Genomic DNA, 14,177 nt, shown 5'->3' with positions numbered 1-14,177 from the left:
GCGGCCATGTGGCCCCCTCTCTGTGTGGGCTCTGCGGTGGCCTAGGGCCTGTCCGGCGAAACGGATCAGCCGCCGTTGCCTCCGCTGCTGTCGCCCGTGGTCTCCTTCTTGTCCAACGGGCGGATCACAATCTTGGTGGGCACCCCAACTCCTCTCGTCAATACGGACGTTGAGCGTTGCGGGCGCGATCGCCGACCGCGTCTTGTCAAGGCTCGACTCGGGGGACCAGAGTGTCAAGGCATGTACCTGTAACGGGAAGGGGTCCTGGTGACGGTGCCGGTCGACACGCTCCGCAGACCCCGGATCAAGCCCGAGCACCGGCCGTACCGCACGATCGACGGCAACGTCCGCATCGGCAGCGTCATCCACGGCATCGGCGCCGAGATCGAGGACCCGCAGGGCTGGGTCTGGACGCTGGTCGAGACGATGGACGGAACGCGGGAGCCGTCGGCGGTGGTCGGCGAGGTGCTGCGGGCGCATCCCGAACTTCCCGACCTCACGCCCGAGGACGCCCGGCAGGCGATGGCGGACCTGCTCGACGCCGGGTTCGTGGAGGACGCGGCGGCGCCCGTGCCGGTGTCCGAGCGGGAACGGCTGCGCTACAGCCGGGGTGTGCCGCTGCTGCGCTGGATGGACCTCGGCCCCCGGACGAGCCCCTGGGACGCCCAGCTCCGGCTGCGCCGGGCCCGGGTGCTGCTGGTCGGCGTCGGCGGCACGGGCGGGTACGCCGCGCAGAGCCTGGTCGCCTCCGGGGTCGGCCGTCTGCACTGCGTGGACCCGGACGTGGTGGAGCTGTCCAACCTCAACCGCCAGCCCCTCTTCCGCGAGTCCGACCTCGGCCACCCGAAGGTGACGGCAGCGCTCGCCACCCTGCGGGCGCTGAACTCGGACGTGACGGTGACCGGGGAGCGCCGGGAGATACGGCACCCGGCGGACCTGGCGGAGCTGATCCGGACCGGGGCACCCGACGTCCCGAGCGAGCCGAAACGGGCCGGACCGCCCCAAGCCCCCAGTGAGCCGAAACAGGCCGGGGCACCCGAAGCCCCGAGCGAGCCGAAACACGCCGGGGCACCCGACGTCCCTTGCCCGTCGCGGGACTCGTACGACCTTCTCGTCCTCGCCGCCGACCGTCCCGACGACATCCGCCGCTGGGCGAACCGTGTCTGCCTGGCCGCGAACCTGCCCTGGGTCGACGCCGGCTACCGCGGCCCCCTGGTGACGGCCGGGGTCCACGTACCCGGCCGTGGTGCCTGCTGGGAGTGTCTGCGGGCCGGCGAGGTGGCCCGCCGCGAGCTGCGCCTGGCGCCCGGCCAGGATGACGAGGTCGCCTCCCCGCACCTGCCGTGGAACCCCGCGACCGCGGTCACCGCGGGTCTGTCCGGCGGACTGCTCGCCCACGCGGCCCTGGCCCTGCTGAGCGGCGTCCCGGCACTCGATCCGGGCTTCCGCTTCGGGATGAACCTGATGCTGCCGGGCGACCCGGTGCTGCAGAGATTCCCCCGGCGGCCCGACTGCCCGGCGTGCGGCGACAGACCCGTGGGCGGAGCCACCGGCGCGGGCGGAGCCACCGGCGCGGCCGGGGAGCGCGCGTGAACCACGTACGCCTGCACACCCTCGACTCCCGCCCCGACGGCGACGAGTGGATCGTCGGCCGGCTGGCGACGGGCCGCTTCGTCGCGCTGCCCGAGGTCGGCAAGCAGGCACTGGACCTGCTCGGGCAGGGGCTGAGCACCGCCGAGGTCGAAAAACGACTGCGGGAGATCACCGGCGACGACATCGACGTACCCGACTTCGTCGAAGCGCTGGTGGACCTCGGGTTCGTCGCCGAGGTGGACGGACGGGCGGTGGCCTCGCCGCCCCCGCCGAAACCGACGCTCGCCCGGATCAGGCCCCGCCATGTGCGCTGGGTCCTCAGCCCGGCCCTGCCCGTCCTCATCGCCTTGCTGATCACCACCACCCTGCTCACCCGCCCACCCGTTCCCCTCAGCTACCACACCCTCCTCTGGAGCCCGCACGGCAGCGCGGTGATCGCGCTCGGCGCGGGCTTCGGCTGGACGCTCCTGCTGGTCCACGAGTGCGCGCACCTGGTGACCGCCCGGGCGACCGGCGTGCCCGGCCGGATGCGCCTCGGTACGCGCCTGCAGTTCCTGGTCATGCAGACGGACATCAGCGGCATCGAACTCGCCCCGCGCCGCCACCGTTTGACCGCCTACCTCGCCGGGATCGCGACCAACCTCACCGTCGCCTCCCTGGCCGCCCTCGCCGCGGGCGCCACGCACGGCACCCCCCGCCGGATCCTGGCCGCCGTCGCCCTGCTCGCCCTGCTCCCCCTCCCCTTCCAGCTCATGGTCTTCATGCGTACGGACCTGTACTTCGTGCTCCAGGACCTGACGCGCTGCCGCGATCTGTACGGGGACGGGGTGGCGTACACGAAGTACGCGGCACGGCGGACGCTGCGCCGTACCACCGCCCCGGATCCCAGCCTCGAACTGCCCGCCCACGAACGGCGGGCGGTGCGCGTGTACAGCGTGGTGCTCGTCGTCGGCACCACGCTGTGTCTCGCGTTCCTCGCGACCGTCACGCTGCCCGCGGACATCACGCTGTTCGCCCGCGCGGTGGCGCACCTGGGCCCCGGCCACTCCGCCGCCGGGCGCCTCGACGCGACGGCCGTCGTGGTCGCGCTCGGCGGGGTGCATGTGCTGTGGGCCCGCACGTGGTGCCGCGACCGCCGCGGCCGTCGGTCGTCCTAGCCGGTCGTCCCGGCCGGTCGTCCTAGCCCGGGAACATCCCGCCGGTGACGTTGACGAAGGTGCCGGTGATGCCGCCCGCGTGGTCGGAGGCGAGGAAAGCGGCGGTCGCGGCGATCTCGGGGAGGGTCGGGTTGCGGCGGGTCATGCGCATTCCGGCCAGGTTCGCGAGCAGGCCCTGGAGGGCGTTCCCGTCGAGGGCCATGGCGCTGTCGACCGCGGCGAGCTTCTCGCGGGTCAGCGTCTCGGGCACACCGGCCGCCCACAGGCCAACGGCCCGTACCCCGCGCGGCCCCAGTTCCATCGCCAGGTTCCGTACCAGCGTGTCGATCGCCGCGTCGGCCGGGCCCGTCCCGCCCATCATCGGACTGCCGTGCGCCGAACCGCTGTTGAGCGTGAGGACCACGCCGGAGCCCCGCTCGGCCATGCGGCGGGCGGCGGCGCGGGCGGTGACGACGTTGGCGCGGATCCCGGTGACGACCGGGCGTACGAAGTCGTCGACGGGCATGTCGAGCAGCGAGGCGCCCTGCACATCACCCCGGGTGACGAGGTTGAAGGAGATGTCGACGGCGTCCAGTGACGCGATGTGCGCCTCGACCGCCGCCTCGTCGAGCGCGTCGACGACCGCTGCCTGGGCGTGGCCGCCCTCCGTCGCGATGTCCTTGGCCACCGCGTCGAGCGTCGCCGCCGTACGCCCCACGAGGTGCACGTGGGCACCCTCGCGGGCGAAGGTACGGGCGACGGCGCCGCCGATGGATCCGCCGGCGCCGTAGATGACCGCGGTCTTGTCGGTGAGCAGCATGGTGAACCTCCGTGAGGTGGGCCGTAAGAGCGGCCCGTACGGGTCGGCCGTACAAGTCGGCCGTACGAGTCGGTCATGCAGACGTACGCGCCGTCTCTCACTCATCGGTCGGCGGGCAGCCGCAGCGGCAGTCCGAACGCCGGGAAGAGATGCGGCTCGAAGGAGGTGATCTCCACGATCCGGTCGCCCTCGATACGGAGGACGTCGAGGACCTGCGCGCGGTAGACGGTCGTACCCGGGCGCCGGACGTACCCCCCTGCCGCGAGCTGCCCGTTGGCGCGGGCGGGCAGGTGGCGCCAGTGGCCGAGGAACATCGGGGAGGCGGGGTCGAGGCTGACGGACAGGAACTCCACGAGCGCCTCGCGTCCGACGAACCAGAACGGGTTCGGCGGCATGGTGAGCGTGATGTCCTCGCTGAGCAGGGTGGCGACCTCGGTGAGGTCGAGGCGTTCGGCGGCGGCCATGTAGCGTGCCAGGATCTCGCGCTCGCGGGCGTCCGCCTCCGCGGTCCAGTCGGCGCGGCGGCGGGGCAGGTGGTCGCGCAGGGTGGGCCGGGCCCTTTGCAGCGCGCTGTTGACCGAGGCGACGGTCATCTCCAGTGCCGCGGCGGTCTCCGCGGCGGCCAGCCCCAGGACGTCGCGCAGGACGAGGACGGCGCGCTGGCGGGGCGGCAGATGCTGGATCGCGGCGAGGAAGACGAGCTCCATGGTCTCCCGGGAGACGGCGAGCGCGTCGGGCTGCTCTTCGGTGGAGGGCAGGTCGTCGTCGGGGTAGGGCTGGAGCCAGGTGATGCGGGCCGGGGGCTCGGCACCGCCGTGGTTCATCCCGGGCAGCGGCTCGTACCGCTGCGGGCGGCGCGCCGTGCGCCGCTGGAAGTCCAGGCAGGCGTTGGTGGCGATCCGGTACAGCCACGTCCGTACGCTCGCCCGGCCCGCGTACCCGTCCCGGGCCCGCCAGGCCCGCAGGAACGTCTCCTGCACGAGGTCCTCGGCATCGTCGTACGAGCCCGACATCCGGTAGCAGTGCACGCGCAGTTCGCGCCGGTACGGCTCGACGAGTGCGGCGAAGTCGCCCTCCGCGAGGGCCACTTCCGTAACGGGACCGGCCGTGACGAGATCCGCCGCGCCGGGCCCGCTGCTCCCTCCCCCCTCGCTTCTGTCGTCCTCGTTCCCGTTGTCCTTCTCGTTCCCGTTGTCCTTCTCGTTTCCGTCGTCCTCCTCGTTTCCGTCGTCCTCCTCGTTTCCGTCGTCCTTCGCCGTGTCGCGGGCCATCCGGGCGATGCGCCGCAACCGCCCCACGGAGGTGGCCAGCTCGCTCACCCCGGAGTAGAAAACGGCGGGCGGCGCCGGGACCAGTTCACGGACCTGCCGCCCGACCTCCTCGATGAGCCCCTGGGCGGTGTCCGAGGGCGCCGCCCGCCGCTCCCGGTACGCCCTCTGCCGACAGGCGGCCGAGCAGTACACGGAACTCCGCCCCTTGCGCCCGGTCCGCCCGGCCAGCGGCTTCCCGCAGCCAAGACACACGACGTCGACCACAGGAACCTCCGGGAATCCGGGAATTACGTCACGCGCGGACGACGTGACGTTATCGCCGCTCCCCCAGCCCCGCAGCCGCCTCCCGCAAAGCCTCCAGCACCCGCCCCACCGCCGCGCCCTCCTCCGCCCCGCGCCGCACCGCCGCGACCACATGCCGGTGCGGGCGGTCACCGGCGAGTTCGCGCATCACGACGCCCTCCCGCCGCACTTGAGCCATCCGCGGCACCAGCGCCACCCCCATCCCCGCCTCCACCATGGCGAGAATGGCGGTCCACCCGGCCGCCGAGTGCCCCTGGTGGGGCGTGAACCCGGCCGCCTCGCACGCCCCACGCGTGATCTCCGACCACGGCCCGCTCCCGCCGAAGATCCACGACTCGGCGGCGAAGTCGGCCAGCCGCACGGCCGGGGCGACGGCCAGCGCGTGCTCCCGGGGCAGCGCGAGGTCGAGCGGATCGGCAAGCAGTGGCACCCGGGTGAAGCGGGGGTCCACGACGGACGGCGCCTGCGCGGCCAGCGACAGCGCCAGGTCGACCGCGCCCGCGCCGAGCAGCTCGTACGCCTCCGCCGCCTCGGCCTCCCGCACCTGCACGGAGATCCCGGGGCGTGCCGTGCGCAGCGCCCGTACCGCGGGAACGACCAGCGCGGGCACGGCGGTCGAGAAGGCCCCGACCTGCACCTCGCCCACCTCCCCGTGCTCGTACGCGGTCAACTCGGCGTCCGCCCGCTCCAGTTGCTCGAACACCGCCCCCGCGTGCCGCAGCACCAGCTCAGCCGCGTCCGTGAGCCGCACCCGGCGCCCTTGTGCCTCCAGCAGGGTGACCCCGAGCTGCTTGGCGAGATTGGTCAGCTGCTGCGACACGGCCGAGGGAGTCAGCAGCAGCGCCTCCGCGGTCGCGGTGACGGTTCCGCGTTCCCGCAGCGTGCGCAGGATGTGCAGCTTCTTGATGTCCCACTTGTCGTACTCGACCATGACGGCAACCTATCCGTGGCGCCGAGGACGACCCCGCCCAGGATCAGGGCCATGCAGAGCAGTTGGGTCCAGGTGGTCCGCTCGCCGAGGAGCGCGTAGGACAGGGCGGCCACGCAGACCGGCTGGAGGTAGTAGACCGTCCCGGCACGGGCCGCGCCGATCAGCGCGATCGCCTTGTTCCACGCGAAGAAGGCGACGGCGGAGGAGGCGACACCGACGTAGAGGAGGGGGCCGACGGTCGCGGGGCCCGGCGTGAACGGACCCTGTACGCCCACACTCACCGCGTACGCCGGGAGCAGCATCGCCGCACCGAGGGCGAAGGTCGTGAACAGGTAGGTGAGCCCGGTGAGCCGAGCGGGGCGGCGGTGCAGCAGCGCGCTGTACGACGCGAAGCACATCGCGGCCGCGATCATCCAGAGGTCACCGGCAGCCAGGCCGGTCGACGGCCCGCCTCCGCCCACCAGGAGCAGCACCCCGGCGCAGGCGATCAGCATCCCCACGGCCCGGCGCGCCCCCAGTCGTATGCCGCCGATCCGTTCGCACACCGCCATCAGCACCGGCGACGCGGCCATGATCATGCCCATGTTGGCAGCGGAGGTGGAGAGGCCCGCCTGGTTGACCAGGGTGTTGTAGACGGTGACGCCGAGGAGGGCGGCGAGCGTGACATGGCCCAGGTGACGGCGTACCAGGGCTCGCTGCCGCCAGGCCTCACGCGCCGCGAACGGGGTGACCGCCACCAGCGCGATCACCCAGCGCCACAGCGCCTGCTGCACCGGCGGCACGCTGTCGTGCAGCGCGCGCGAGACGACGAAGCTGCCGGACCAGACCACGGTGGCGATCCCTGCCAGGACGATCCCAAGTCCCGCGGCGCCGTGCGTGCGTGTGCGCGTGCGTGTCCGGTCCAGGACAGCCACGTACATCCCTTGCCTTTCGGTGGTCATGGGCCGACCGGGGACCCCGTCCCCGCGGCCCGACTACCGTCGCAAGGCGGGAACCGTCACGTCCATCGAATCTTTTCGACCATTCCTTTCAGAAGAACTGAACGATCCAGCGCCGGGAGCCGACGGCCGCCCGCCACGCGGCCCGATCTGACCGAACACCGTCGCCCCGAACGCCAGCACCATCCCTGCCACCTGCACCGGCGCCAGCGCCTGCCCCAGCGCCGCCCAGCCGATGACGGCCGCGGTCAGCGGCGACAGCGGGCCGAGGAAGGTGACCTGGGTGGCACTGAGCCGGCCGATGCCCCGGAACCAGAGCCAGTACGCCACCGCCGTGTTCGCCAGCGCGAGGTAGAGGTATCCGCCGACCGCCCGGCCGTCCAGCGCGGGCGGCGCGCCCTCGACGAGGAGGGCAACCGGGACGATCAGCAGCCCGCCCGCCGTCAACTGCCAGGCGGTGAGCGCCAACGGACCGACCCCGTCCGGCCGGCCCCACCGCTTGGTGAGCACCGTGCCGGTGGACATCGACGCGGTCGCGGCGAGCGCCGCGAGGACCCCCACCGCATCCAGCGCGCCGGCCGCCTTCAGTACGACGAGGCTGACACCGAGGGCCGCGGCGATACCGGTGAGGAGCGTCCGCAGGGTCGGGCGGTCGCCGAGCAGCAGTGCCGCGAGGCCCGCGACGAACAGCGGCCCGACCGAGCCGACGACTGCCGCCATACCGCCGGGCAGCCGGTACGCGGAGAGGAACAGCAGCGGGAAGAAGGCGCCGATGTTCAACGCGCCCAGCACCGCCGCCTTCCCCCACCAGGCACCGCGCGGCAGTACCCGGGCCAGCGCGAGGAGCAGCAGCCCGGCGGGCAGGGCTCGCATCACCCCGGTGAACAGGGGCCGGTCGGCCGGGAGGAACTCCGTGGTGACGGCGTAGGTGCTGCCCCAGGAGATGGGGGCCAGCGCGGTCAGGGCTATGAGGGCGGGACGGTTCGCGTTCGCGGCCATGGAGGCACCCGATTCCAAAGTAGGTCAGTGGAAAGTAGCTTAGCCCTAAGCGACTTTCTCGTCATCTACTTCCTCGTCATCTACTTTCTTGCGGGCAATCGACCCCTCGGCGGATACTCGCCCCCATGAAGACGCCCCAGGACCCTGTCGACGCGATCATCGAGCAGTGGGCCACCGTCCGGCCGGACCTCGACACCGCCGCGATGGAGGTCTTCGGTCGCGTCTCCCGGCTCGCCCGCACGATGGGCGACCGGATGGAGAAGGCGTACACGCCCTTCGGGATCTCCCGCGGGGAGTTCGACGTGCTCGCGACCCTGCGCCGCTCGGACGCCCCGTACACCCTCTCGCCCCGGCAGCTCTCGGCGACGCTCATGCTCACCACCGGCGGAATGACCGGGCGCCTGGACAAGCTGGAACGCGCGGGGCTGCTACGGCGCTCCCCCGACCCGCACGACCGGCGTGGGCTCCAGGTGACGCTCACGGACAAGGGGCTGCGGCTCATCGACGAGGCCGTCGGCGCGGGGCTCGCCGTCCAGACGGAGGCCCTGGCCCACCTCGACGAGGAACGAGCCGGTCAACTGGCCGACCTTTTGCGCGAGTTGATGACGGGCACCGGCGCCTAGATCCCCAGCCCGGCCCGACCCGGCTCGGAGGCCCTCAGCCGGCCGTGGCGACCCGGGCCTGGACCGCCGCGCTGCTGCTGATGGCACTGGCTCAGGTCCTGGGCCGGCTCGCCGTGATACGCGTCAGGTCGAAGGACTTGAGGTAATAGGCGGCGGCGACGGCCACGAGCGGCAGCAGCGTGTTGTGCAGCGTCTGCCGGACGCCTCGGATCTGCGGGATCACGAGGAGGATGAGAGTCGCGGAGATCGCGTAATCGGTCGTCGCCATGCCCATGAGCTTGCGCTTCACGACGCGGAACCACCTCGGCTCCAGGGCGGAGCCGAGGGTGGGTTTCCGCCTCGACCCATGGGTTGAGATCTAGTCGCCCAGCGCCGCCGCCAACGCCGTCTCGACCGTCGCCGCATCGGGGGACTCGGCGGCCCAGGCCACGTATCCGTCGGGCCGCACCAGCAGTGTCGTACGCCGGTCGCTCGCCCAGCTCTCCACGGTGAGACGGTCCTTGCGGTCCTTGAGGTCGCCAAGGCCGTACGCCCGGACGGCCGCCGTCGGTGCGACGAGGACGAACCGGCCGCCGCGCAGGGCTTCGTAGAGGCGGCCGTCCTTCAGGGCGACATCGGGGACGCGGGTGCCGACGAGGGCGTGGGAGCCGCGCGGGGCACGGTAGGCGAAGCCGATGCCGGTGATCTGACCCGACGCCTTCCGCCGCATGGGGCCGACGCCGTTGAGGACCGTGGTGAACGCGGAGCGCAGCGCCAGCGTCCAGGGGTGCTTGGCCATCGCGAGCCGGACGATCCCGCCGCTGCTGCGCAGTACCGCCTTGCCGACCGGGTGGCGCTCGGCCTGGTAGGTGTCCAACAGGTCCGTGCCCGCGTGGCCGTTGACGACCAGCGCGAGCTTCCAGCTGAGGTTCGCCGCGTCCTGGAGGCCGGTGTTCATGCCCTGCCCGCCGGCCGGGGTGTGGACGTGGGCGGCGTCACCGGCGAGGAAGACCCGGCCGACCCGGTACGCGGGTGCCTGGCGCTCGTCGCTGTGGAAGCGGGACATCCAGCGGGCGTCGTGCATGCCGTAGTCACGGCCGAGGGAGAGCCGGACGATCTCCTTGACCTCGTCGAGTTCGAGCGGCGCGCTGTCGGGGACATTGCGGCCGCGGTGCCAGCCGATCACACGGTAGTAGCCGTCGCCGAAGGGCACCATGAAGGCGAAGGCGTCGCCGACGGCGTTGGCGGTGAGGATCGACTCCGGCTCCTCGGCGAGCAGGACGTCGGCGAGGACGACGGACCGGATGACCGACTTCCCGGGGAACGGCAGCCCCACCGCCTCACGCACCGCGCTGCGCATCCCGTCCACCCCGACGACGTACGCGCCCGCCAGCTCCCCCGCTTCCCCGTCCGCACCCCGGACTTCGAGCGTGACACCCGCCGCGTCCTGGCGCAGCCCGGTCACCTCGGTCTCGTACACGAACCGCACCCCGGCCTCGACCGCCCGCCGCTCCAACGCCTTCTCCACCTCGTACTGCGGGATCACGAGCAGGTGGTTGAAGCGGGAGGGGAGCGTGTCGAGGGCGACGGAGAGCCGGCCGAAGAGGCGGATGCGGTCGACGGTCCGGCCGTGGCTCTCCAGCTCGTCGGCGAGACCGCGGGCGTCGAGCTGCTCCAGAGTGCGGGCGTGCAGGACGAAGGCGCGGGAGAGGTTGCTGATCTTGTGCGGGCGCTTCTCGACGAGCGTGACGGGGACTCCGGCGGTGGCGAGGTCCCCGGCCAGCAGGAGGCCGGTGGGGCCGGCGCCGACGACGATCACGTTCCGGGACGCGGTGGTGCCGTTCACCTTGCCGTTCGTCTTGCCGTTCATGGCGGCCTCCTGATGCCAGCACTCGTGGGCCAACGCCCGTTGGTCAACGTTTGTTGGCCAACGCTTGTTTACCAACATAGAGACACCGCTCTGGACTGTCAACAACTGTTGGCCTACGGTTGTTGACATGCCCGACAAGGAACTCCCCGCACCCACCCCGTCCCCCGCGGCCCGCCGCTCGGACACCACCCGCAGCGCCATCCTCACCGCCGCACGCGAACGCTTCGCCGCCGACGGCTACGAGCGCGCCACGATCCGCGCGATCGCCAAGGACGCGCGGATCGATCCGTCGATGGTGATGCGGTACTACGGCTCGAAGGAGGGACTGTTCGCCGCGGTCCTCGACGTCGACCTGCGGCTACCGGGCCCGGACGGGCTGGACCCGCGCGAGGTGGGCCGCGTCCTGGTGGGCCACTTCCTCGACCTCTGGGAGGAGAACGAGGTCCTCACCGTGCTGCTCCGGGTCGGCGTGACCAATCCGGACGGCGCCGAGCGCATGCAGGGCATCTTCCGGGACCAGCTCATGCCGGTCGCGTTGCGCGTGTGCCCCGACCCGGAGCAGGCGCCGGCACGGGCCGCGCTGACCGCCTCACAGGTGCTGGGCATGGCGATGGCCCGCTACGTCCTGCGTTTCCAGCCCGCCGTCGCGCTGCCACGCGAGGAGGTCGTGGCATGGCTGGCACCGACCGTGCAGCGGTATCTCACGGCGCCGCATCCGTAACAGGCCCCGAAAGCACGTCGAGGGAGTCCCCGCACCCGGTGGGTGCGCGGACTCCCTCGATCGAGAAGGATCCAGACCTCGGCGCGCGGCCGAGGCTCCGGGAAGCGAGCCGGAATCAGGTCCGCTTCGGCTGCTTGTCGGACTTGTCCAGGACCATCACGAGGCCCGCGATGACCAGGAACAGGACGATCGGCGTCACGACGTAGAGGCCGAGCGTTTCGATCACGCTCAGGCCCTTGCCGGGGTCGTCACCGTCGTCGCGGGTCAGCGCGAGCGCGGGGGACGACATGAGCAGCATCATCAGCGTCGTACCGGAAGCCAGGGCGCCGGCGCGCAGGGCGTTCTTCTTGTCCACGGTGCAAACGTAGCGAACACCTGAATGAGTCGCGCGCCCGGGGTGCCGTACGGAGACCTCACGCCCGCCCGCACTCCCCGTTCACACGTCTCCGTCACGCCCACGCGCACGCCCACCGCGATCCCCGGACCGTCCCCGCAGCACATCGATCAGCGCGTACAGCCGGGGCGAGGCCGCCAGTTCCTCCAGGGTCACCGGGCGGCCGTCCGCGTCGGCGATGGGCAACCGCCAGTTCGGGTACTGGTCCCACGTGCCCGGCAGGTTCTGCGGGCGCCGGTCCCCGACCGTGTCCGGGAGCCACACGCCGATCATGCGGGCCGGGGTGCGCAGCAGGAAGCGGTGCACGGCCTGGATCTCGGCCTCCTCCGACACCGCCGAACCCGCGTCGCCCGCCCCGTGCAGCAGCCCGAGGCGGGCGAGCAGCGCCAGCCACTCCCCCGTGTCCGCCGCGGCCGCGGTCCGCTCGTCCTCCAGGGAGCCGGTGAGCAGGCCGAGCCGGTCGCGGAGTTCGACGTGGTCGCCGGTGAGCCGGGAGGCGGTGGGCGGCAGGTCGTGGGTGGTGGCGGTGGCCAGGCAGTCGGGGCGCCAGCGCTCGGGGGGCAGGGGCTTCCCGTCGCCGTCCCAGTCCCGTTCGAACCACAGCACCGAGGTGCCGAGCACCCCGCGCTCGTGCAGCGTCTCGCGTACGCCGGGCTCGACCGTGCCGAGGTCCTCGCCGATCACCAGGGCCCCGGCCCGCGAGGCCTCCAGGGCCAGGATCGCGAGCATCGCCTCGGCGTCGTAACGGACGTACGTGCCCTCGGTGGGCGGCTGTCCCTGCGGCACCCACCAGAGCCGGAACAGGCCCATGACATGGTCGATGCGCAGGGCGCCCGCGTGCCGGAGGAGGGCGCGCAGGAGGCGGCGGTACGGGGCGTAGCCCGAGGCGGCGAGGCGGTCCGGGCGCCAGGGCGGCAGGCCCCAGTCCTGGCCGCGTGCGTTGAAGGCGTCCGGGGGCGCGCCGACGGACATGCCCGCCGCGAAGTACTCCTGTTGCGCCCAGGCGTCGGCTCCGCCGGGATGCACCCCGACCGCGAGGTCGTGCACGAGGCCCACCGCCATCCCGGCGTCGCGCGCGGAGCGCTGGGCGGTGGCGAGCTGGGCGTCGGTGAGCCAGGCGAGGCGGCTGTGGAAGTCGACGCGGTCCATCAACTCGCCGCGGGCGCGGGTGGTTTCGGGTGAGCGCGGGTCACGCAGGCCCAACGGCCACCGCTGCCACTCGGGGCCGTACGCCTCGGCGAGCGCGCACCAGGTGGCGTGGTCCTCCAGCGCCTCGCCCTCCTCGGCGAGGAAGTCGACGTAGGCGGCGCGGCGGCCGGGCCCGAGCGGCACCTCGCGCACCAGTTCCAGCGCTTCGCGCTTGAGCTCCCACACGGCGTCGCGGTCGATCAACGCGCCCTTGTGGAGCACGGATTCGCGCAGTCGCTCGGCGCGCTCCAGCAGCGCCCGTACCCGGCCCGGGTCGTCGACGTGGGCGAACTCGGGGATGTCCTCGACCCGCAGGTGGACCGGGTCGGGGAAGCGGCGGGAGGAGGGCCGGTACGGGGAGGGGTCGGTGGGGGTGCCGGGTACGGCCGCGTGCAGGGGGTTGACCTGCACGAATCCGGCGCCGAGCGCCCGGCCGGCCCAGGCGGTCAGTTCGGCGAGGTCGCCGAGGTCGCCCATGCCCCAGGAACGCCGGGAGAGGAGGGAGTAGAGCTGGACGAGGAGTCCGTACGTGCGTCCGGGCGGCGCGGGCAGCCGGGCGGGGGCGGCCACGAGATGGGCCTCGGCGGTGCGGCCGTCGGGGGCGGTGACGTGCAGGGTGTGGACGCCGGGCGGGAGCTGCTCGGCGGCGGCGCGGGTCTCGCCCTGTTCGGTGGTGATGCGCAGCCGGGTGCCGGCCGGCAGTCCGGCGAGCGCGGCGGGCGGGCTGGCGCCCCAGCACACCACCGTCGGCGGCAGCAGCCGCTCCCGTGTCTCGGCCTCCCGGTCGGCGAGGGCCGCGCGGACGGCGTCCGGGGTGCTCGCGTCGACGCCGAGCGCCGCCAGGGCCGCGACGACCGCGGTGTCCGTGGCCGCGACCGTACGGTCCGGGGAGGGGCTGTAGGAGGTGGCGACGCCGTGCAGTGCGGCCAGCCGCGCCAGCGGTGCGTGCGGGTCGGGAGGGCCGGCCGGCGAGGGGTCGACGGGCGAGGGGTCCGCGGGCGGGCTGGGCGCCATCTATACCCCCGAGGTGTCCGTGGCGGCGCCGGTGGAGACGGGCTCGCTGGTCAGGTGCGCGGCGTCGGCCAGCGGCGGTTCGCTGGTCAGCGGCTCGGCGTCGGGGAGGGGGGGTTCGCTGGTCAGCGGGGGTTCGGCGGAGGCGCTCTCGGCGCTGAAGACGCACACGTGGGGCTCGACGGAGGGCTCCGTCGGGCGTTTGGAGAGGGCCGAGAGCAGAAGGTGTGCCGATGCGGCCACGGGGGGCTCCTTGTCGTCGTACGGCTGGAAGCGGGTTACCGCAGCTCTACCCAGCGGGTGCCGGGGCAGACGTACGAGGACGGACAAGGTGCGTTTGGTCACAGACCGTACCCGGCGCGGGGGCGCTCCGCACGGCGTGCGGGCACGTGCGAGTGCG

Annotated in this window: 14 protein-coding genes; 4 read left to right on the top strand and 10 right to left on the bottom strand. The window is 73.0% G+C overall.

All coding sequences use genetic code 11. The annotated features are described in order from the left end of the window. The first annotated feature begins 273 nt into the window (after positions 1–273). Together SMIR_RS25065 and SMIR_RS25060 are read left to right on the top strand one after the other, a co-directional pair. Positions 274–1,593 carry a HesA/MoeB/ThiF family protein gene (locus SMIR_RS25065; RefSeq protein ID WP_248003648.1) on the top strand — a complete coding sequence of 440 codons (1,320 nt, stop codon included), beginning with the start codon at positions 274–276 and terminating at the stop codon, positions 1,591–1,593. Beyond that, on the top strand, positions 1,590–2,750 hold the full coding sequence (locus SMIR_RS25060; protein ID WP_168491580.1) for a hypothetical protein: 1,161 nt from the start codon (positions 1,590–1,592) through the stop codon (positions 2,748–2,750). The genes SMIR_RS25065 and SMIR_RS25060 overlap by 4 nt, the downstream gene beginning before the upstream one ends. A gap of 22 nt (positions 2,751–2,772) precedes the next feature. Here SMIR_RS25060 and SMIR_RS25055 read toward each other — a convergent pair whose 3' ends face one another. From SMIR_RS25055 to SMIR_RS25035, 5 genes are all read right to left on the bottom strand, one after another. Continuing rightward, on the bottom strand, positions 2,773–3,549 hold the full coding sequence (locus tag SMIR_RS25055; RefSeq protein ID WP_168491582.1) for an SDR family NAD(P)-dependent oxidoreductase: 777 nt from the start codon (positions 3,547–3,549) through the stop codon (positions 2,773–2,775). Positions 3,550–3,650: 101 nt separating this feature from the next. After that, the gene (locus tag SMIR_RS25050) at positions 3,651–5,084 is read right to left on the bottom strand and encodes a sigma-70 family RNA polymerase sigma factor (protein ID WP_248002923.1); all 1,434 of its coding nucleotides are present in this window, start codon (positions 5,082–5,084) and stop codon (positions 3,651–3,653) included. 49 nt (positions 5,085–5,133) lie between these two features. Further along, entirely contained in the window at positions 5,134–6,054 is a 921-nt protein-coding gene (locus SMIR_RS25045) for a LysR substrate-binding domain-containing protein (protein WP_168491584.1), read from the bottom strand. After that, on the bottom strand, positions 5,955–6,974 hold the full coding sequence (locus SMIR_RS25040; RefSeq protein ID WP_248003649.1) for a DMT family transporter: 1,020 nt from the start codon (positions 6,972–6,974) through the stop codon (positions 5,955–5,957). The genes SMIR_RS25045 and SMIR_RS25040 overlap by 100 nt, the downstream gene beginning before the upstream one ends. Before the next feature lie 54 nt (positions 6,975–7,028). Then, positions 7,029–7,991: an EamA family transporter gene (locus tag SMIR_RS25035; protein ID WP_168491588.1), complete on the bottom strand. Its 963-nt coding sequence runs from the start codon at positions 7,989–7,991 to the stop codon at positions 7,029–7,031. Between the two features lie 125 nt (positions 7,992–8,116). Here SMIR_RS25035 and SMIR_RS25030 point away from each other — a divergent pair, with 125 nt between their 5' ends. Further along, positions 8,117–8,614: a MarR family winged helix-turn-helix transcriptional regulator gene (locus SMIR_RS25030; protein ID WP_168491590.1), complete on the top strand. Its 498-nt coding sequence runs from the start codon at positions 8,117–8,119 to the stop codon at positions 8,612–8,614. Between the two features lie 91 nt (positions 8,615–8,705). Here SMIR_RS25030 and SMIR_RS25025 read toward each other — a convergent pair whose 3' ends face one another. Beyond that, positions 8,706–8,903, bottom strand: a complete 198-nt coding sequence (locus SMIR_RS25025) for a hypothetical protein (protein WP_212728514.1) — start codon at positions 8,901–8,903, stop codon at positions 8,706–8,708. A gap of 69 nt (positions 8,904–8,972) precedes the next feature. Then, positions 8,973–10,463, bottom strand: coding sequence for an FAD-dependent monooxygenase (locus tag SMIR_RS25020; RefSeq protein ID WP_212727410.1), 1,491 nt, complete (start codon positions 10,461–10,463; stop codon positions 8,973–8,975). A 127-nt stretch (positions 10,464–10,590) separates the two neighbouring features. Here SMIR_RS25020 and SMIR_RS25015 point away from each other — a divergent pair, with 127 nt between their 5' ends. Next, a complete protein-coding gene (locus SMIR_RS25015; protein ID WP_168491595.1) occupies positions 10,591–11,184 on the top strand; it encodes a TetR/AcrR family transcriptional regulator in 594 nt (197 codons plus the stop codon). Positions 11,185–11,299: 115 nt separating this feature from the next. Here the strand turns inward: SMIR_RS25015 and SMIR_RS25010 are convergent, their stop codons facing one another. From SMIR_RS25010 to SMIR_RS25000, 3 genes are all read right to left on the bottom strand, one after another. Next, on the bottom strand, positions 11,300–11,539 hold the full coding sequence (locus tag SMIR_RS25010) for a hypothetical protein (protein ID WP_054231770.1): 240 nt from the start codon (positions 11,537–11,539) through the stop codon (positions 11,300–11,302). A gap of 81 nt (positions 11,540–11,620) precedes the next feature. Continuing rightward, on the bottom strand, positions 11,621–13,780 hold the full coding sequence (malQ, locus tag SMIR_RS25005; RefSeq protein ID WP_212727409.1) for a 4-alpha-glucanotransferase: 2,160 nt from the start codon (positions 13,778–13,780) through the stop codon (positions 11,621–11,623). Continuing rightward, positions 13,781–14,020 carry a hypothetical protein gene (locus SMIR_RS25000; RefSeq protein ID WP_168491597.1) on the bottom strand — a complete coding sequence of 80 codons (240 nt, stop codon included), beginning with the start codon at positions 14,018–14,020 and terminating at the stop codon, positions 13,781–13,783. Between the last annotated feature and the right edge of the window lie 157 nt (positions 14,021–14,177).

The sequence above is a fragment of the Streptomyces mirabilis genome (assembly GCF_018310535.1).
In the GTDB taxonomy this organism is placed as follows: Bacteria; Actinomycetota; Actinomycetes; order Streptomycetales; family Streptomycetaceae; genus Streptomyces.
Note: the sequence above shows the minus strand (reverse complement) of the source record. Positions and strands in the feature narration are given on the sequence as shown.